Raw genomic sequence first — 20,837 nt, forward strand, 5'->3', positions numbered from 1 at the left:
AGTTTTGCGTCATTTAGCAGACAGTGGGGTAACCTTGCGTCATTTTTTAACAATGGACAAGCAAGCGACAGGAGGGACGGTATACTAGTGACCCTTGGTCTGAAAACCTCAAGGCGGCGACTCCTGCACCCACTTCTAATAAACATGCAAGACAAAAAAATTTTGGTCAGAAGCGGGTGCAGGACAAACATTCAGTTCCTACTGGCTACATAGTCAAGTTATATGACTTTACAAACTCATTAATTCGCTTTTGCGCGGCTTTAAGTCTCTTGCGCAAAGAAGCTCGATATTCTTCCAAATCCACTGTGGTTCGGGCTACGCCGGAATCCATGGCTGCCTTAGCTACTGCCGTGGCTTCCCATTCTAAAATTCTGGCATCCAAAGGTTTGGGGATTATGTAATCCAATCCAAACTGTAATTCTTTTAACCCGTAAGCTTCTAACACCTCATCTGGAACCGGCTCTTTGGCCAGCTCAGCCAGGGCTTTAGCCGCTGCTATTTTCATTTCCTCATTTATTTTTCTGGCCTGTACATCCAAGGCTCCTCGGAAAATAAACGGAAATCCAGAAACATTGTTTACCTGATTCGGATAATCAGAGCGGCCATTGGCCACAATGCAGTCAGGACGTACCTCTTTGGCTTCAGGGTAGGAAATCTCAGGATCCGGGTTGGCCATTGCAAAAATTATTGGGTCTTTGGCCATAGATTTAACCATATCCTGAGTCAAAATGCCTTTTACAGACAACCCTACAAACATATCAGCGCCTTTAAGCACATCGGCCAGCGAGCCATAATCCTTGTCCTGGGCAAATTCCTGCTTGTATTTATTTAAGACATAACGTTCTTTATGTATTAGACCCTTAGAGTCAAACATAAATATGTTTTCTTTCGGCAAGCCAAGACTCACATAAAATTTGGCACAAGCAATGGCTGCTGCGCCGCCTCCTGAAACCACAACCTTCAAACCTTCAATTTTTTTGCCAGTAAGTTCCAAAGCATTAATAAGGGCTGCGCCTGAAATTATGGCAGTACCATGCTGATCATCATGGAAAACAGGGATATCCATTTCTTCAATTAAAGTCTGCTCGATATAGAAACACTCCGGAGCCTTTATATCCTCCAGATTTATGCCCCCAAAAGTGGGTTCGAGCATTTTTACAAATTCAATGACCTTATCCGGATCTTTCTGTGCTATGTTTAGATCATAGACATCGATATCCGCAAAATATTTAAACAAAAGGCCTTTTCCTTCCATAACCGGCTTACCAGCAGATGGACCAATATCACCCAACCCCAGGACAGCAGTGCCATTAGAGACAACAGCCACCAGGTTGCCCTTATTGGTGTACTCATAAGCCAGTTGTTCATCCTCCACTATGGCCCGACAAGCCTCGGCCACTCCTGGAGTATAAGCCATGGACAGATGTTTCTGGTTCAAACAGGGCTTAACCGGAATAACTTCCAGCTTACCCTTCTTCCCTAGACGATGATAATCTAATGCATCCTCCCGGGTAAACAAAGCCATATTTCTCCCCCTGATTTTTCTGTGTTCACATGGCGAAAAAGAATTTGCTCACCATGGACACAGGTTTTATAAAGCGGGGGCTTATAGAGGAGATTATTATGGTTTTCAAGACATTTTTTAAAAAAAACTCACAATAACACTCTGCCTCCATCTAATCTGAATATTGAAACATCCGTGTCACATTTTTTAATCATTTCCACCACATGTGGATGGCATGTAAAATAGAACACCTGCATGGACTTACTCAGCTCAAGAATAGCCTGCAAAGAACTAACTGCTCTTTGCGGATCAAAATTGACCAGGATATCATCCATAATTATTGGCAGGTGGCGCTTTTTTTCCGCCACATCCTGTAAATAACCCAGACGTAAAGAGAGATATAATTGTTCGGCTGTTCCCCGGCTTAACTGGTGAGGTTCTTTTACTTCGCCATTTTTTGTGCGCACAGTAATTTTATTTTCACCCAAGGGAGCAAAAATTTCTACATATTCCTGTCCGGTGATGGTCTGGAAAAACTGTCCGGCCTTTTTCAACACTTTTGGCTGCTGTTCCTGCTCAAATTTAAGCTTCCCCTGTTCCAGAAAATACATGGCCAATTTATATTTAGACCACTTTAGAACGCCCTCTTTGATCTGCTCCAACAAACCTTCTTCTTTTGCCTTTAACTGCAATACTTCATCAGAACCGGCTAATTTTTCCTGCTCATTTTTTAACCTGGCAAGGGCCTCAACTATCCCGCTCTCTTCATCATTCATGGCCTCTATTTCTCTTTTCAATTCCTCAAATTTAGCTGTCAATTCGTTTTTATCCTCATGCACAAAGGACTGCCCGACCTCTTCCCAGGTTTTCAGCCCAAGTCCCAATTTTAATTGCTGTCTGATTTGCTTAAGCTCCTGACCAAGCTTCTGCCTGTGAGCAAAAATTTTACCTCTTTGATTAAAGTCTTCTTCACTTCCGGCCTTTGCTTTTCTCAGCAACTCATCCTTTTCCTTCTTAAGTTCAACAATTTCGCCACTCACGAGCTGCATTTTCAACTCGAACCCCTTCAAGGACTCATTCAACTCCTGCCTAACTCCCTGATTATGTAAAGAAACTTCCAGTTCTTCCTGCCAGTTATCCACTAAAACAGAAATATTATCAGAAGCGTCGGCCTGATAGTCCTGCCCCAAATCCTGGGCAAGCCTTTTAACCTTTTGCTCAAAAAGTTGTTTGCTTTTGTATAGCTCTTTTTGTTCTACCTGCAATTTTTCCAGTTGACTCAAAACATCCCTGGCTTGAACCACCAAATTCAAAGCTTCCAATACGGTCTGGGGTTCTAAATCCTGGTCAAAACCACATCCGGCTAGCCATTTTCGCCATTCTCCTAAAATCCGGCCATGTTCATCGCGAGCATTGCTAGCCTGATGTGCCAACTTATCCCTGTTCTGTTCAAGATCCTCTTTGCGTTTTTGCTTGTCTTCAATTTGTGTCTGCAGGGCCAGACATCTATTTATAATTTGCTCATTTTGTTCCACCTGCACCCAAAAACCATCCAAAGCCCCAAGCAGGGCCTCCGTACCTTTTTCACAGGCTGACTTTAAACTGGAAATCTTCTTAGCCTGCGTCATAAACTCCTTGATTTCCTTTTCCAAATCAGCCTTTTCTTTAAATTTAACCTGTAAGTCGGCTAATTTCTCCCTGGCCCTGACTATTTTATCCATAGTGCGGGGGAAAAGATGAAGGGAAATAGGAGTTGAAAAGTTTAATTGTCTTAAAAATTTCGCCCAGCTATCATCAATGGCCTGCACTCTCTGCGTTTTCTCTTTCTGTTCTTTGCTCAAGGCATCTATTTTTTCTCTTATTTTCTCTGCTTGAAAGTCAAGCCTGTCCAGTTCTCTACTCAATATCCTTTTTTGCTCACACAAAACAAGCTGCTCTCCCAGGGCATAGTCTATTTCCTTTAACAAATCCGGACCGATTTCATTTTTAATATTTAACTTTTCTGCCAAAGCAGATATTTGAGGCTCTATTTCCGCAATTTTTTCATCTAGCTCTGCAATCTTCTCTTTTGCCAATTTAACGCGGTCCTGTCTTTTAAGTTTTTGCAATAATCTTGGTAACAGTATTCCCAGGCCCGGGACCAACAATATCCCAAAAGATACTACCAAGGCAGTATTTTTAAAAAATAAACCGAAAGATAGACCTATGCATCCCAGAATGGTGAGTATAAGTCCTGTTGAAAACAGCTTGTCTCTGCTTTCAGGAGAATCTACAAAAGTTTCCAACTCCTTCTTTTCGTTTTCAAGCACTTCTTTTCTTTCCAGCAACCTGCTTAATCTTGTTATTTTTTCCTTTTGCAATCTTATTTCTCTGTCAGACTGAACATTAACTTGAATTGCATCCAGTTCCTTCTGTTTGGTCTCAATATCTTCCTGGAGATGTTCCAAGCTTTGTCTTAACCAGCTCAAATTATTTTCAATACTTTTTAAATCATCCTGAATTTCTTCTCCTTTTTGAACAAACTCCTGCCATTTTTGTTCAACCTCACGGGAAACAGGAAAATTTTCCAGTTCATCTTCTGTCCAGGCAGGATCGATACTGACAAGAATATTTTTTAGTTCTTTTTTTTCGTTTTCTATCTGCTCTTTTTTTATCTTGAGATCACGTACACAAGCCTGGAATCTCTTAAAGCCCTGGACAAGTACTTTTACATCGTGTTCGGAACAATCCAGCCTGTTCTTTTCTAACTCTTTCAGGTTTTCATGCAGAAAACCTAATTCCCGTTCCAGCTGAAACAGTTCTTCCTTGTTTTCGCTTAGCTTCTGTTCAAATTTCCGGAGTTCATTTACTGCATTGGTTATTTTTTGATCATATTTACGACATCTGTCTTTGGTAAATAAAGAAAGATCAAAACTTTTTATTTTGTCTTTTGTCCATCCTGCTCCAAGAGTGGACAAAATTTCATCCAATTTTTGTTCTAAAGAAACCAGGCTCTGGTTAAGAACTGGTATTTTTTTCAAAGACTCCTGATAGGCATTTTTACCTTGAACCAAAGAGCGTATCTCAGTTTTATGACTTATTATATTTTTATGAACTACCAAACTGGCAGCTCTGAGTTCCGCTTCCTTTTTCTCCTGCAAATATTGCTGTAACCGCTCTTCCCGCTCTCTTAACTTCTCGTTTATATGAGCTAAAAGCTCCAGGCCATTTTCAGGAAAGTATTCTATCTCTGGCAGATCCTTGAGCTCATCTTCTATTTCCCTACTTTCAATCCATAAATCCCAATACTTAATTAGCCCTTCTATCCTGTTGTGCTCAAATCTCAACTGTTCCCGCCTTGCACGCAAATCAACCAAGGCTGTCTCCAGGTTGTCCAGCTCCTTTTTTATCTCCTCAAAACGCTCAAACTCCTTTTGCGCCTGGCGTAAATCTTTCTGGACCTGGTCCAGTTCTCTAAGCTTCTTATTGATAAATTGTTTTTGCCCTCTCGGTCTGAATAACTCATCGGCCACATTTTCCAGACTCTTTCTTAAGGCCAGAACATCAGTGATACCGGCACCCAGGCCAGCACCGTAAATAACTCCCTTGATCTGTTCGTTGTTCAAGCTCTGCAAAGTCTGAAGTTCGGTAAGGCTAAAGGCATAAATATTTTTATAAATTTCCTGGTTCACCCCGTAAAAAAGGGCTTGCAGGTCCTGGTGGCTTCCCTTTGTGCCATCAGAAAAGATAAGCTTGAGATCTCCGCCTTTGGGCCCATTATAGCGCTCGACAGTTATCCGGCTAAAATCCGGAGTTTCCAGGTCGATCCTTCCGCCATGCCTGCCTCCTTTAAGAGGAGGAAAAAGCGGGTTTTTTCGTCTACCTTCAAAACCAAATAAGATAGAACGAAAAAAGGCCAGCAACGTAGATTTGCCGGCCTCGTTATTACCCCAAAAAATATTTATTCCAGGCTTAATATCAGTTAATTTTTGGTCATGAAATATTCCAAAGCCATCAATATAGGCCTCTACAATCCGCACTTACTATTCTCCCACTTAGCCTATTAACAATTGTTTTAACGGGTACACCCGATGTTTGCGCTGGCACAAAATGCCGCCACTTGAAGTAAATTTTTTTTAATTAAAAAATCAATTGCTCTCACCCGTTCGCTTCGCTCACTAGAGGCGTATTCGGTATCTGCACCTGTCGGAAAAATGTCTAATACACTTTTTTAACCGCAGACCCACGCAGACTAACGCAGACATTCTTGTTCGGCAGACTTTGCCGAACAAAAACCTGACGGCCTTACAGGCCGTAGTTAAGCTTAGTAACAATCACTTTCCGGGTGTGCTGATAGCCTTATCCGATACGATAAGAGTCAAAATTCAAATATCCTCTCCTGCCTTTCGGGCCGGGAAGGCAACAGGAACGCATCCGCTATTTACACAGATTTTTGCGAAGCCTTAATTTTGGCATTCCAACTGCTGATTGTTTTCTCTTTTTACGCTCATATTTAGCAAAATTTTGTCATAATTAAATAATCAAACCTGTGCAGATGCTATGTATAGTGGTAATAATCCAGAATCTGACAGCAATCAGGAGAAAATTCAACTACGGAATCCCATCTCCACCCTACTCAACCACTCACCTACTCAACCACTCAACTAATCACCTACTCACCTACTCAACTACTCAACCAAAGTGCATCTATCAGATGCACCTCGCTCACTAGAGGCGCTGAGGCACGGAGTTTTCTTTTTCCCTGAGCATAGCTCAGGAAGCTTTCTTGCTGTATGCCCAGCTCGGGCAGGCAGCAAAAACCTCTGTGTCTCCGCGTCTCTAGCGACCAACGGGAGCGGGCGAGAAAAAACATCCTAACGACATATGTCGTTTAAATGTAGTCAGCTCAGAAATCAATCAAAAGGATTCGCCCTGTTTGAGCCAAGAAGATATAAGATCAATGTTTTTTGATATAGCTTTGGAGGTTAGTTTCTCGCATAAATGTGGTGGGTTATCGGGGTGAAATCCTTCAGGACGTAAAATCTTACACAAAAGGCTCCCAAAGTTCTTTTCAAACTCACCGGCTAATTTTTTACAAAAAGATATGATCTCTTTGTCGGGAATGCCTTTTGCTCTCCCAAGAATGCCAACAAACATTAAAGCGCCTTCAACAAGACCACATTGTGCCTGATATCCACCTGCCCCATGCATCCCTATTGCCGCGTCTATCACCTGGCTATTCAGTTCTACATCAAAAAACTCTGACAAAGTTTTAAGTGTTGTCGTGGCACAATTAAGGTCATAATCCCAATAATAAACATGAACCCTCTCTTTTACAAACGTGGACTTATCCATAAGCCTTCCCTCTAACAGGTTAGTGTTGCCTGTCATAAAGTATTATTTATTTTTTTATGTCCTCTTGAATAATATTAAGGGCTGCGGGATTTGTCCAGTATTGTTGGTAGCAGAGCAAACACACCTAAATTGCAAAAATTCTCGCGCCAAGACGCAAAGACGCCAAGGAAAACAAAGGCTTTTGTTCGGCTTAAGGGCACAAGCCGAACAAAAGATTCTCGTTCCTTTGGGTCAATTTTGATGTGCACTAAGGATTTGTTAGATATATAAATTTTCGAACTCAGCTTAGGTTAATCCATTTATCCTGGCCTGAAAGGCCAGTAAGTCGAGCAGACGCTTTCGCTATTTCTACCCTTGGCGACTTGGCGGCTTGGCGCGAAACTTTCTCTTAAAAAAAAGATCTACCCTTGCCAATCCTGTATTGTATGATTTCTTCAAAAGAGCTTTTCTGGAATAGATATTTCCTTTTATAATATACACCTGTGCATCGCACCATTCAGCTCCATCTTTTTTGTATGATGCCAAATTACTGAATATCTTTCTAGTATTGATTCCAAAAATATTTTGGTAAATCTTGCATTCTAAATATTTTTTAACAATCACCTTGACAATAAAATGAATTATAAATTAAATGTCTTAATATTTTTTGATGATTACTGAGTGTTTTCGAAGTATGAATATAGTTTTTGTATGTTAATTTTTTAAAAGAATAACTGAAATGATTGAAGAAATGGACGAATTGTGCTTTTTTGATAATCCAAAAACATGGATAGATGAATTTTTAAAGCATCATCCAGAGAAGGTAGATAAATTTGTCGACCCTCTAAGAGAATAAAGGATAACCTTTTTCTCGGTTTTAAGAGATATTTTTTAAATTTGGCAAGCATGAAAGTCGAGATAACAATTTAATAAAATTATCTTTTTTTATATGATTAGCAATATAATTTTCTATACGATCAAATTATATAGCTTAAATTTAAAAAAGAGGCCAATTCCCAGGCAGGCATTAAAAAAATCATCTGTTAAAGATTAAAAGTTTTTATCCAGCAAAGACTTTTTTCTGAAAAAAAGTGCCATGATTTGGCTTAATTAGTTAAAGTATAATTTTTTTTAAATGGATCTGATTAATTTTAAAATGTAAAATTTTTAACTTAACTTAGTAAAAAAAATATGGCGATGGTTGCCAAAAAAATTCTGAAAAAAATTTTGTATAAAAAAAGTTATACATTAAAAAATTGGTAGGATTGGCGTAAATTGTTAAAATAATGGAGAGAGAAAAATGATAAAATGAAAATATAAACAATTGTGCTAGCACCACCAATTTGGTGTTATATGTTCAATTGTTTATACTCAGACATTGTGGGTAAGTAAAAAATACTTTAAAAAGGGATAATTATGATAGAAGGTTCAAATTGGCATAAATGGGACTTACATATCCACACACCAAGTTCAATTATTCAAGATTACGGTGGAGATAATGACGAAACTTGGGAAAAATTTATTCTCGCATTAGAAAGGCTACCAGAAGAAGTTAAAGTAGTAGGTATAACTGATTATTATTTTATCGATGGATATGAAAAAGTAATGAGTTATAAATACAATGGAAGATTAAAGAATTTAGAAAAAATTTTTCCAATTTTAGAATTTCGTATTGATACCTTTGGAAGTGGTAACGAAAATAAATTACAAAAAATTAATTTACATATTTTATTTGATGTAGATGAAACTAATTTACAAGCCGAAATAAATAAAATCCGAGAAGAATTCATTAAACAAATACCATTAACAAAACTATCACAGCATAAAACAAAAAATTTATCCAAAGAAAACTTAACAAATGAAGGTGGTGATTTAAAAACAGGTTTTAGCGATCTGATTCCATCAACAGATAGGGTTTTTGAATTATTAGAAAGTGAGACTTGGAAAAATAAAACATTCTTATTTTTAGGTTATAAAGAATGGTCTAACCTTGAAAAAAACAATCAATTAAAACCACTTAAGGAACATCTATACGATAAAGTAAACACTTTTTTTAGTTCAAATTTTGCAACTTTTGAAAAAAATCAAGAATGGTTAAATGAATTTGGAAATAAAAAATTATTGCATTCACAAGACATACACGATTTTAAAATTTTAGACACTGCTAATAAAAATGAAGATGATATTTTTATAGAAAGTAAAAATTATAATTGCTTCACTTGGATAAAAGCAGAACCTACTTTTGAAGGTTTAAAGCAAATAAAATATGAGCCAGATGATAGAGTCTTTATAGGAGAAAAACCTGAACTACTCGAAAGAGTATCATATAACAAAACAAAGTTTATAAAAAAATTATCCATAAATCAAATTGATGGGTATAGTGGTAAAAAAGGTGTTTGGTTCAATAATATTATAATACCCTTTAATTATGGAATGGTTTCAATAATAGGTAATAAAGGAAGTGGTAAAAGTGCAATTGCTGACATCATCGGTTTATGTAGCAACTCTCATCATTACAAAGATTTTTCTTTTTTAAATAGGGATAGATTTCTAAAAGGAGGATTGGCAAAAAACTTTACTGCTAAATTAGAGTTTGCAAGTGGAAAAATTCTAGAGAAGAATCTATCTGAAAATATTGATATAAACTCACCGGAAAGAGTAAGGTATTTACCACAAAGTTTTTTTGAAAGATTAACGAACGATTTAGAAAGTTATGACTTTGAAAGAACACTTGAAGAATTAGTTTTTTCATATTTACCAGAAGAAGAAAAGCTTGGTGAAAGCACATTTCAAGATTTAATAGCATATAAAAAAGAGAGTATAAAAAAAGATATTGAGTTAATAGAAAAAGAAATAAAAGAAATAAATGAAGAACTGATAAAACTTGAAGAGAAAGCTAATTCTAATTATTTCTCCAAACTCAAAAATGAGTTGGTTATTAAAAAGAACGAGCTTGAAGAATTAGAAAAAAATAAACCTATTGAAGTAAAAAATCCTGATTCAGATGAGGAAACAAAAGAAAAAAACGAAAAAATTACAAAAGAATTAGAAGGGTTAAATAAGAAGAAGGAAAAACTCGAAGAATTATTAGAAAAAAGCAAGAATGAATTAATTAATTTAAAAAGGGAAATAGAAGAATTAAAAACGGTTAAAGAAGATTTATTGCGTTTTGAAAATGAGATAAAGGAAATTATTTCACTTACTTCACAAAAATTAGAAAAATATGATATTGACTCAACAAAAATACTTTCCTACAAATTAGATTTAACAGACCTTAATAAATTACTTGAAAAGAAAAAAAGAAAATACAAAGAAACAGCACAAACATTATATTCAGAAGAGAATATTGCTGATGTACCAGAAAATAAGCAAAAAATTATAAAAACAAATAGCATCGTAATAAAACTGCATAACATTAATACTAAAATTAAAGAATTAAAAAATAAATTATCTACCCCATATAAAAAATATCACGAGTATCTTGAAAACCTTAAAAAGTGGGAAAAAGATAAAAATGTCATAATTGGAGATATTGAAAAGACTGGGACAATAAAGTGGTATGAAAATCAAATAAAGAATGTAACAGAAGAATTACCTACAATAATAATTGAAAAACGAGATTTAAGGGTTAATAAAACTTTATTAATTCTTGATAAAAAACTAGAAATTGTTAAAATATATAACCGACTGAAAGAATCTGTTGATAATGAGATTAAAGGACACAAAGATATTTTAAAAGATTATGAAATTAACATTGATGTGGCACTAAAATTAAAGCCCAGTTTCTCAAATGACTTTTTGTCTTTTATAAACAAAGGGGTTAAAGGTTCTTTTTATGAAATTGAGCAAAGTAATGAAAGGATAAAGAAATTAATTGAAAATAAAAATTTCCAAGAAAAGGATATTTTGAAACAGTTTTTAGATGAAATAATTCAAAATTTAGAAATAGATAAACGAGAAGGCTATAATAATGAAAAAAGACAAATAAAAGAACAAATAATACAAGGAAAAGTATTTGATTTTTATAACTTCTTATTCTCAATAAACTATTTAGAGCCATCATATGAATTAAAATTAGGTGAAAAACATATTACTGAATTATCACCTGGTGAAAAAGGTGCTATGTTAATTGTTTTTTACTTAATGCTTGATAAGGAAAATATACCACTGATAATTGACCAACCCGAAGAAAATTTGGACAATGAAAGCATATACAAGATTTTAGTTCATTTTATCAAAGAAACCAAAAAGAGAAGGCAAGTCATAATGGTAACACACAACCCAAATCTGGCTATTGTAGGAGACTCAGAACAAATTATCTATGTTTCAATTGACAAAAAGAACAAGAATACATTTAGTTTTTCTTCTGGTGCAATTGAAAATCCTGAAATTAATGAGTTATCATCAAAAATACTGGAAGGAACAATTAAAGCTTTTGATATAAGAAGACTAAAATATTTTGAGGTATAAACTATCCACACAATGGCGGGTATGGTACTATAATTAAAAGAAAGTGCGAAAAATCCCATCACTGTGCATATGCGTTACCGTTGAGAAGTATCACGAAAAAAATGTATAATCGGGTAGCCGAGGGATTTTCTCCCCCAGCCCCCACACCACCCTGCGTGCGGGTCCGCACAGGGCGGTTCATCAGGATTACCGGGCCGTAGCCGGGTAGTGAATCTTTACCCATTGTTCTTTGACAGAAATCAATCCTTGCTCATATAGCCATTTATTGGTCATGCCACTTTGTGCCGCCAGAGTGCGGGCTAAATGCCATGGTCCCTTACGGCTTAATGCTGTGAGTATGGCCTGTCTTTTGGATGTACCAAGCTTGAGCAGGTTGCGGACTTTGGTACGGACGTACCGCCACTGTTTCCAGTAACACATCCGTATCCGACGACGAAGCCATTCATCTATCTCAGGGATGGGCCGGTAATATTCCGATATCCCGTAATAGTTCATCCAGCCCCGTACATACTCCGCTAATTTCCTGTAGCGGTATTCCATAGAGACAAACCAGCTCCTTCCAGTTAACAGGCGTATCTGCCTTTTAAACTTTTGATAGGATTTCTCACTCCACCTGATTTTGCCTCGTATGAAGACGAAGCCCAGGAAGCTGCACTCCTCCACCGGTGCCACTTTGCTTTTCTGCTCATTGACTGCGAGTTTCAGCTTATTTTCCAGAAACCGACAAATACTGGTCATCACTCGTTCTCCAGCCCTCAGACTCTTCACTAGAATAATGAGGTCATCAGCATACCGGCTGAAGCGGTGACCGCGTTGTTCCAGTTCTTTGTCCAGATCATCAAGCAGGATATTCGCAAGCAGTGGTGAAAGTGGTCCCCCTTGGGGGACTCCCATAAGTGTTGCCTGTAAGCGGCCTCTGACCATAACTCCGGCCCTGAGGTATTTGCCGATAAGACTTAAAACACGCTTATCCGGCACCCGGCGGGATACTCGATTCATCAGTACATCGTGATTAACTCGGTCAAAAAATTTCGCCAAGTCGAGATCAACGGCTATTTTATAGCCTTGCCTGATGTACTTTTTCACCTGTCTTACCCCATCATGGGCTGATCTTCCAGGCCGGAACCCGCAACTTGATTTAGAAAACTCAGGATCAAATATTGGCCCCAGTACCTGGGCTATGGCCTGCTGAATTAGGCGATCCAGCACGGTTGGAATACCAAGGGGACGGCAACTGCTATCCGGCTTTGGTATTTCAACACGAAGTACAGGAGAAGGGGTATATTCTCCTGTAAGGATTGATGCACGTATATCTGGCCAGAGATCACGGAAGGCATCTGGAAATTCCTCAACGGTTATTCCGTCAATGCCGGGAGCGCCTTTATTAGCACGAACCCGTTTCCATGCCTCACCGATATTCTCATTCGATAATATACGTTCCAGTAGCCTAAGATTTGAGGCTGGTTCTTCCATAACACGCCTGGACAAGACTCCTCCAGTCGGGTTCAACGTATGTTCAGAGCTCATGGATACCTTTTCCTCTCTTGATGTTCGGCCCTTCACCATGTCCGGGACATTACTCCTGGCATTTGCCTACTATGGCTTATGCTGACTCCTGTTCTCTCACCATACGGATTACTCCATATAGCGCTGCAAGCTCTGTCTGCTCATCTTTGTTTCGTTTCACACAGACAAGGCAGAGCCTTCCATTCTCTGTGCCGGGACATTGGGATACCGGTGGCCCCCTGCCGGTGATCTTACTGGGAACATTATCTTGCCGCATGGAAAACAGGTCTCCCCGGATAAGGGCGTTCACCCCGTTGAATTTCCCAAGGGGAACCCTATTCAACAGGGTAAACTTCCGATGTTTGATCCGCGTCATTTACCGTGTCTCCTGTTCCCAGGGTTTTGACATTTTGTGCTGTCTTACCCGGAGACTCGGCCTTATATGACGTTTCTGTTCGTCGGCCCACATCTTTGCACTCCGGCTTACTTCAGACCTTACCTTGCGGCAGAGGCCATTGCCTTCAGCTAGTAAATCAGGCTAAATTATTTAGCTTAGGAACCATTACAGGGGACTTGAACCCCATAAGCTCACGCCCATGCCGGGCGTACACAAATCGTTGCACCTGACATTTTTCCGCTTCGCTTCAAAATGCAGGTGGACTCACACGTTAGATTTTGCAAGGATAATATAATGAAATCTCTACAAGTATTTTCACGAATTACCATAAGCATTTTTTGCATTGCTGCATCAATAGTTCTTTATAAGGTTGAAGTACTTGATCATCAATGGATTACCTTCAACAGAGATATAAACGGTTATGTCAATGGATGGTATACACCTGAAGATGCGATAACAAAAGGAAGATGGAATACTAACGACTGGGATTTTGAGATTTTATCTCGTGATTCCTTTAAAGTTCGAAAGCATGTGAATCCAATTACATGCTATTTAATTCCGCTTACTTTTCTTTATGGTGCAGTCGTTGTATTTGTACCATCTAAGAAATAGTGAATAAGTTTGACGAGATTTTATTAAACTCTTATAAAAAAATAAAAACATCTAACTTTTTCTTGCAGTGGGATTTTCAGCCACTGACGCGTCTGTAACCCCTTGAAGATGGTGTTATACACAAAAAAAGACAATGAAAGGAGTATTAAAATGGAACGATATGGCGATATAGATCGTGATTCTGGGGTCGTAGCATATGAAAATGGATCGGACTATATTCGTGTGCAATTCAGTGATGGATCTATATATCTTTATACCAATCGAAGCGCTGGGCAAAAACACATTAAAGAAATGAAAACATTAGCATCTCGCGGAGACGGATTAAATGCCTACATTAATAATCACGCAAGAAAATCATACGAAAGAAAAGAAAGATAAGAGGTGACTTAGCAATGGCAACACGTGAAGATATGATGGATTTGGATAGTTGTCTGTTTAAAGTCTAGAGAAGGCAAAGGATGGCCTAAGGATGTTTCAAAGTACATTTGGGACAACTATGAATCCTAACTAAGAGCTTCAGGTAATCTTCTCTATACTTGGCAGTACGATGTCAGGTGGGCTGCACAAAAGCTACGTAACAGTGGAGTTCTAAAGCCAGTTCCTGGCCGTCGTGATCTACCATGGGAATTGGCGTAAAAATGCATAACAAGGCGCTACACCGGAATTTTGTTACGCTGCGCTTCACAAAATCCAGTTCACTCAAACGTTAGCTGCCACAAGAATGATCATGGAAGAAAAGTACAAATTGGTAACAAATGAGCTTGATAAGGTTCTTAATAACCTTCCCGGTAAACTAGTAGCAATAGACGGGAGAGATAGGTCTGGAAAAACTACTCTTGGTAGATTTTTAGCATTTAATTACAATGTTTCTCTAATTGAAACTGATCTATTTCTTATCAAACAACAAGACTCGTTCACTTATGAAGACCAAATTAATCGCATTATTGAGCGACGTCTATCTATTCCAAGACCTGTAATAGTAGAGGGTGTAGCCATATTGAAATTGCTCGAAAAGCTTAAAAGAACGAAAGATTACCGAATTTATGTTGAGAATGAAGAATTTGAAGGTAGTCATGGGTTAAGTGAAAAATTTAAATAAATATGAAGAAAAATACAAACCAAAGGAGAGCGCTGATTTTGTTTTGCATCTTAAACACTAAAGCAGCAAACAAAGGTCACGTTGGGACGCAAACTACGCTGCGCTTCGTTTGCGCCGCACAGCTTGAACGTTAATGTTTCAAAAGACAAAGCCCATCACATGAATAGAATATGAGTGAAGATACGAAAAAAATGGATCCCAAGACAATTGGTCGCATAGATGAGCTTCTTGATTATGTGCATCATTTAGGGAAACTCAATCAAAAACCAATCTTCAGAATAGAAGAATATAAACAACTGTGCATATGGGAGCATGAGTTAAGAGGGAAAATCGGAATCCAGCATAATATTGTTGATGATGAAGGTGTTTCTGTCTGGTTGAGAATTGAGAGGTTAAAGAGGCTTCCACCACCACGCGTTCCAGAGCAAATAAAGGAATGGATTTCCATTGGAAATGACCCGGAAAATAGCCCGCAGATCAAAGAAAAATTAATCAAAACGCTGCCTGAATCTGAAGCTAGTAAACTTGTTGATGACGGGATTGTTAAAGATAATGATGTTATAGGTCCGCTAAACGAACAAATTGCCGAAATCAAAATGAAAGATGTCATTTTTCGGCTGGAAAATAATGAAAAGGTAAAAAAGGAAATTGATACCTACCTCAATGAGCAGTGGCTACCTTGGTCTGAAGAAGAAAAGCCACGCAGACAAACGATTAAAATATACGACTCACTATTTAGTCTGCAGCAAACTATTGAGGCGCAGGGTGATGAACAACCCATTGAATTAGTATGGGGCATCGGTATTGCGCGCTGGATATATGAGGGGCACAAAATTAATCACCCCTTACTGGAAAAGTCAATTGAAATCGAAGTTAATCGAAAGGATGGAGCAATATTCATACGCCCTAGGAATATTGAACCAACACTTTCTATAGGCGCGTTCTTCGCGCTGGAAAATCCTGGGGTGGATGCCTTATTGCGTTTTGAAAAGAAACACTTTTCTGAATTGTCAGAAGATATTGAGTTCTCCCCATATATTCATGAAAGTTTTGAACCACTGCTTCGCCAAGCATCAACTCACCTTAGTGAAAGTGGTACTTACTGGCCAGACGTCAATCCAAACAAGGAAAATCGAGAGCCGAATGAAATAAGTGAGATCCTCGAGATAACAGATAGCTGGGTAATTTTTGCGCGGCCCAGAAGTACAACGGGGTTTATTCAGGACATTGAGCGTTTCAAGAAAAAACTCGAAGAATACAAGGAATCAGAAAAACAAATTCCGAATCCAGCAAAGAGACTTGTAACAGAATTATCAAATGAAAGACTATTGCAAACAAGTGGTGGTTTTTTATCTGATGGTGGAATGTCATCATCTGCGTCAGGGGGTTCCTCCACGGACAGGAATAAATCAGAGCTATATTTCCCTAAGCCATTCAATGACTCACAAGTTCAAATAATAGATCGGCTTGAAGAAAACGACGGGGTTGTAGTCCAGGGTCCTCCCGGTACAGGTAAAACACACACAATCGCGAATATCATATGCCATTATTTGGCTACAGGACGGAGAGTGTTGGTTACCTCCAAGGGCGAGCCTGCATTGTCTGTGCTGCAAGAGCAAATACCTGAAGAATTGAGAAGTCTTACGATAAGTCTTCTTACAAATGAAAGACAGGGAATGAAGCAGCTTGAGTCTGCTGTTGAATTGTTGGCTGGCTTGGTTAGCCAGAGGAGCTTACGTGAATTAAAACAAGAAGCGGAATCGAGTGAATTAAGAGTTAAACAACTCAAAAGAGAAATTTACCAGATTGACACACAAATCGAAGAATGGGGATTAAAACAGCTCAAGCCTGTGCCAAAAAAATTAACTGAAGCAAATTATGAGATTACGGCTATGGAATTGGCTCAGCAGCTTATCAGCGACCCAGGAGAACATGACTGGCTACCCGATGAGCTTGGAGTATCTGAAAAATACACACCAAAATTCACTGATTCAGATATTGCAAAAATCAAAAATGCACGCCGCAAGGTTGGTGAAGATATTGTATATGTGGGCAAGGTTCTTCCAAGCATACAGGATTTACCTGATAGTGCGAATATAGCGGCTATTCATGATGATTTGTCAACTGCTGCAAGAATAGACAATGAATCAAAAAGTAATCACATTCCACTTCTTGCTGTTTCAGTCGAAAAATCCGTTGATCGTGCAAGGCAACTGATTAAACCTTTGCAAGAACTGAGTGGGCTTCTTGAACAATTTGAAAACCATCGTTGGCTGGAAAAGCTATTTTATTCATGGGTTGGGGAAAAAGCGGCACCTAATGGAAATGTCGAATTATTTAATATCTTATTCGAATCTTTATCTGCCTTAATGGAGCAGCGCCAGATATTTGTTAAAACTCTTGTAGAAATGCCCAATCCATCTTCATGCTTTGAAGATATAAATGGGGCATTGAATAATCTAGTAATTGGAAAAAGAGCATTCGGTGTTTTTTCTTTTGGTAATAAAGAAGCCAAAACGATTATTGAACACGTGAAAATTGATGGGGAGAAACCAAAAGATAAAGAACAGTGGCAATTGATTCTGGACTATGTGAATTTTCAGGAAAGCATGAAAAAATTCATTATTAAATGGAATCATGCCGGTCAGGAACTTGAATTGCCAGAACTGGAATACCGTTACGGAAGTCTATTTAGGGATCTTCAGGATATACAAACATTACTTTTAGATACAAAAAAAATAGCAAAACAATTGACGTCAATTAAAAAGGAGATTTTAGATCTTTTTCCTCATGGTATAGATGTTTCCAATATTGTACGAAGCAGACAGGAAATAGACAAAGTGATTCAAGCGGTTGAGCTAAATACCTCGCGTATAAGATTAGGTGCTCAACGGCTTAAACTTCAGGATTTAGCGGAAAAGCTTATACAATCTGAAAGTGATATATCTAATAATATAAAAACTTTCATAGAAAATACTATTGGTAATCCAGCGTTTTCATCAGACAGAATTATCCAGGAGTGGCAGAATTTAGTTTCCGAATTAAAAAGAATCAATGATCTTTTTGGGTACTTACGTGACATCGAAAATATAACAGACAAAATATCTGAATCCGGTGCGTCTCTGTGGGCTAAAAGGCTTAAATCAGAGCCATTACTTCGTAATGACGATGAGTTGACCCCGGTTACTTGGTATGAGACATGGAAGTGGAAACAACGAAAGCAATACCTGAAAGAAATTGATGGGCGTGAGCAACTCAAGGAGCTTTCAACAAGAAGATCGAACCTTGATAGCGATCTTAGGAAGACGTTTTCTGAGCTTGTACGTTTAAAAACTAACATTGGTTTACATTTGAGCATGACAGAACGTGTTCAAGGGGCCTTGATGCGGTTTATTTCTTCTGTTTCAAAAATTGGCAAGGGGACAGGAAAAAGAGCGCCAAGACATCGGAGAGATGCTTACCGCGCAATGCAAGATTGTTATAGTGGCGTACCATGCTGGATTATGCCCTCATGGCGAGTAAGTGAGAGCCTGCCGTCAGATTACGGCTCATTCGATTTGGTAATTATTGATGAGGCATCGCAATCTGACATAACCGCTTTACCGGCAATACTGAGAGCCAAAAAACTCCTTATCGTTGGCGATGATAAACAAGTTAGCCCAACAGCCGCTTTCCTTGCTGAGGAAAAAATACTACAGCTTAAACATAACTTCCTTAGAGACCAGCCCTTTGCTGAGCTACTTCTGCCGGGGGTTTCAATATATGATCTCGCTAATGCTGTATTTCCGGGACAGCGTACTATGTTGACTGAGCATTTTCGATGTGTGGAGCCGATTATTCGGTTTAGTATGCAGTTCTATAACGAGCCGTTAATACCACTCAGGATACCGAAATCATCTGAAAAACTAACGCCGCCATTGATCGATGTGTATGTAAAAGGGGGGCGCCGAAATGAGCGGAACAAAATTAATGAATTAGAAGCAGATGCTATTATATCTGAAATACAAACGCTGGTGTCTGATCCAAGATACAAGGGCCGGAGTATTGGTGTAGTGTCACTGATTGGCGCACAGCAGGCAAAATATATACAGGATCAGTTATTGATTGAATTAAGTGAAGACACATATCAGGATTATCAGATTGCCTGTGGTGACCCCGCTACTTTCCAGGGAAAAGAACGAGATATTATGTTTTTATCTATGGTGGTTGGCCCTGGGCAGGGTGCTGTAATGACCAAAAGGGAATATGAACAGCGTATGAATGTGGCTTTATCCAGAGCAAGGGATCGCATGTATCTTTACAGAAGTATTCAAGAATCCGATTTAAACAATGAATCAGATTTGCGTTTAAAAATACTCCGTCATTTTGCATCACCCATGCCACATAATGAGGCTGTTGATAATCCTGTTGATCTATGTGATTCTGAATTTGAAAGGGATGTATACCGGAGGTTAATTGAGAAAGGTTATAACGTTACACCACAGGTAAGAGTAGGCACTTATTCAATTGACCTGGTTGTTGAAGGAGAAAATGACCGTAGACTAGCAATCGAATTAGACGGCGACAAATATCACCCACCTGAAAAATGGATGGAAGACTGGAAACGGCAAAGAACCATGGAGCGAGTTGGCTGGAAGTTCTGGCGATGCTGGGGTTCAAGCTACAAAATAGACCCTGAAGGTTGCATCGAAGATTTAATAGGCGTACTAAATAGTATGCAAATATATCCATGTAATATTACAAGTAGTTCAAATATTTATACCGAACAAAGAGTATATGAAACGGCGGTTGAACATAATTAGCTTGATTTTAGTTGTGAGGTTTCAAGACATTCGCTACACTTTTAGCTGCTGGTTTTGACTTTTATATGGGTATAATAATCGTATGAAAGAATCAGTTAAAAAGATAAAGCAGAGGAAAAAATGGATTGACCATTATGTGTGTACTAGTCAAAACAACTTCTGACAATCAAAACAATGGCTGTGAAGTTTCAAGACATTCACTACACTTCTAGTTGCTAGTTTTGACTTTTAAATCGAAATAAAAATCGTATGAAAGAATCAGTTAATAAAGATAAAATAGAAGAATAAATGGACTGACATTGTTCATAATAGTCAATCCATTTCTTTAACATGCAGAAAATTCGATATCCCCAGATCTACCTTTTATCGCTGGTATAAACGCTATCAGGAGTCTGGTTCTGATGGCCTTGCAGATCTGTCCCAGAAACCCCATAATTTAACTATTAAATTTTTGGTATAATGGTAATTTGAGCCTTGTTTTTTGAAATTGACAGGAAAATAATTGGAAAAAATTGGAAGCTAATTTGTCTCATATGTGTCGAAACCACACAAATAAGCCCTACCCCCAAACCTCTTTTTATTATTCCAACAAAATTTAGCAACTTTATCCGTAATTGCCTTTTTACATTTTGCACAATAATAATCATTTTGCTTTTTACTCTGCTTATTGAATTCAGACACTGATTTGTTTTCTTCAAGCTTTATATTAAATTTAGCACGATAATTGATTGATGATGGCCTATGGTATGAGGCCAATTTTTCAGCGGTTTTTCTGAGAGTATCAGAGGAGATAAACTTTGTTGTGTAATGCTTCTCCTGGAATTGGAATTTTGCCGTCATCAAATTAGTTAGTTAAAGTTGATTACTACCAGCCATTAAAAACCTTTTTGTTGGAGACATGTCGATGAAGCCTCTGCGTCATCGCTACTTGCAGATTCAGCAAGTCAGGTATTGCCTTTTTGCCTTTCTGGCCGCCCTGGCAGCCCCCAACTTCCTGTCACGTTCTTTGAAAATCTGATCCTCTCGGCCCTTAAGTTTTGCCTCAGGGCTAATATATCCGATAGCGCTGTGAAGACGTACTGTATTGTAATGCTTAACGTACCCCGCTATCACTTCCCTGGCGTCTTTCAAAGA

The 20,837-nt window shown here is 38.3% G+C and carries 12 protein-coding genes; 6 read left to right on the forward strand and 6 right to left on the reverse strand.

Features of this window, described 5'->3' with window-relative positions; genetic code table 11:
• Positions 1-205 precede the first annotated feature (205 nt).
• From KFV02_RS04420 to KFV02_RS04430, 3 genes are all read right to left on the reverse strand, one after another.
• Positions 206-1,525 (reverse strand): malic enzyme-like NAD(P)-binding protein, encoded by a 1,320-nt coding sequence (locus KFV02_RS04420; RefSeq protein WP_289510071.1) that lies wholly within the window; start codon positions 1,523-1,525, stop codon positions 206-208.
• 128 nt (positions 1,526-1,653) lie between these two features.
• Positions 1,654-5,523 carry an AAA family ATPase gene (locus KFV02_RS04425; RefSeq protein WP_252380324.1) on the reverse strand — a complete coding sequence of 1,290 codons (3,870 nt, stop codon included), beginning with the start codon at positions 5,521-5,523 and terminating at the stop codon, positions 1,654-1,656.
• An 877-nt stretch (positions 5,524-6,400) separates the two neighbouring features.
• A complete protein-coding gene (locus KFV02_RS04430) occupies positions 6,401-6,838 on the reverse strand; it encodes a C-GCAxxG-C-C family protein (protein WP_252380325.1) in 438 nt (145 codons plus the stop codon).
• A 1,395-nt stretch (positions 6,839-8,233) separates the two neighbouring features.
• Between KFV02_RS04430 and KFV02_RS04435 the strand changes: the two genes are divergently transcribed.
• Positions 8,234-11,287, forward strand: a complete 3,054-nt coding sequence (locus tag KFV02_RS04435) for a TrlF family AAA-like ATPase (protein WP_252380326.1) — start codon at positions 8,234-8,236, stop codon at positions 11,285-11,287.
• 186 nt (positions 11,288-11,473) lie between these two features.
• On the opposite strand, the gene ltrA is transcribed toward KFV02_RS04435, so the two are convergent.
• Complete coding sequence (gene ltrA / locus KFV02_RS04440; protein WP_252380327.1) at positions 11,474-12,853, reverse strand: group II intron reverse transcriptase/maturase; 1,380 nt, start codon at positions 12,851-12,853, stop codon at positions 11,474-11,476.
• A 37-nt stretch (positions 12,854-12,890) separates the two neighbouring features.
• Positions 12,891-13,169, reverse strand: a complete 279-nt coding sequence (locus tag KFV02_RS04445) for a hypothetical protein (RefSeq protein ID WP_252380328.1) — start codon at positions 13,167-13,169, stop codon at positions 12,891-12,893.
• Between the two features lie 315 nt (positions 13,170-13,484).
• Here KFV02_RS04445 and KFV02_RS04450 point away from each other — a divergent pair, with 315 nt between their 5' ends.
• From KFV02_RS04450 to KFV02_RS11490, 5 genes are all read left to right on the forward strand, one after another.
• Complete coding sequence (locus KFV02_RS04450) at positions 13,485-13,802, forward strand: hypothetical protein (protein WP_252380329.1); 318 nt, start codon at positions 13,485-13,487, stop codon at positions 13,800-13,802.
• 150 nt (positions 13,803-13,952) lie between these two features.
• Positions 13,953-14,180: a hypothetical protein gene (locus tag KFV02_RS04455; RefSeq protein ID WP_252380330.1), complete on the forward strand. Its 228-nt coding sequence runs from the start codon at positions 13,953-13,955 to the stop codon at positions 14,178-14,180.
• Between the two features lie 349 nt (positions 14,181-14,529).
• Positions 14,530-14,901 (forward strand): hypothetical protein, encoded by a 372-nt coding sequence (locus KFV02_RS04460; protein ID WP_252380331.1) that lies wholly within the window; start codon positions 14,530-14,532, stop codon positions 14,899-14,901.
• A gap of 170 nt (positions 14,902-15,071) precedes the next feature.
• Complete coding sequence (locus KFV02_RS04465) at positions 15,072-19,703, forward strand: PDDEXK-like endonuclease domain-containing protein (protein WP_252380332.1); 4,632 nt, start codon at positions 15,072-15,074, stop codon at positions 19,701-19,703.
• Between the two features lie 319 nt (positions 19,704-20,022).
• The gene (locus tag KFV02_RS11490) at positions 20,023-20,163 is read left to right on the forward strand and encodes a helix-turn-helix domain-containing protein (protein WP_434800284.1); all 141 of its coding nucleotides are present in this window, start codon (positions 20,023-20,025) and stop codon (positions 20,161-20,163) included.
• A 476-nt stretch (positions 20,164-20,639) separates the two neighbouring features.
• On the opposite strand, the gene KFV02_RS04470 is transcribed toward KFV02_RS11490, so the two are convergent.
• Positions 20,640-20,837, reverse strand: a 198-nt coding sequence (locus tag KFV02_RS04470; protein ID WP_252380333.1) for a transposase, incomplete at its 5' end; no start/stop codon positions are given.

Origin of the sequence: Desulfovulcanus ferrireducens, assembly GCF_018704065.1 — a bacterium.
Classification (GTDB): Bacteria; Desulfobacterota; Desulfovibrionia; order Desulfovibrionales; family Desulfonatronovibrionaceae; genus Desulfovulcanus; species Desulfovulcanus ferrireducens.

Coding starts and splice junctions, on each gene's coding strand:
- KFV02_RS04450 (WP_252380329.1), top strand. CDS start 13,485: ATGAAATCTCTACAAGTATTTTCACGAATTACCATAAGCATTTTTTGC.
- KFV02_RS04445 (WP_252380328.1), bottom strand. CDS start 13,169: ATGACGCGGATCAAACATCGGAAGTTTACCCTGTTGAATAGGGTTCCC.
- ltrA (WP_252380327.1), bottom strand. CDS start 12,853: ATGGTGAAGGGCCGAACATCAAGAGAGGAAAAGGTATCCATGAGCTCT.
- KFV02_RS04455 (WP_252380330.1), top strand. CDS start 13,953: ATGGAACGATATGGCGATATAGATCGTGATTCTGGGGTCGTAGCATAT.
- KFV02_RS04420 (WP_289510071.1), bottom strand. CDS start 1,525: ATGGCTTTGTTTACCCGGGAGGATGCATTAGATTATCATCGTCTAGGG.
- KFV02_RS04435 (WP_252380326.1), top strand. CDS start 8,234: ATGATAGAAGGTTCAAATTGGCATAAATGGGACTTACATATCCACACA.
- KFV02_RS04430 (WP_252380325.1), bottom strand. CDS start 6,838: ATGGATAAGTCCACGTTTGTAAAAGAGAGGGTTCATGTTTATTATTGG.
- KFV02_RS04460 (WP_252380331.1), top strand. CDS start 14,530: ATGGAAGAAAAGTACAAATTGGTAACAAATGAGCTTGATAAGGTTCTT.
- KFV02_RS04465 (WP_252380332.1), top strand. CDS start 15,072: ATGAGTGAAGATACGAAAAAAATGGATCCCAAGACAATTGGTCGCATA.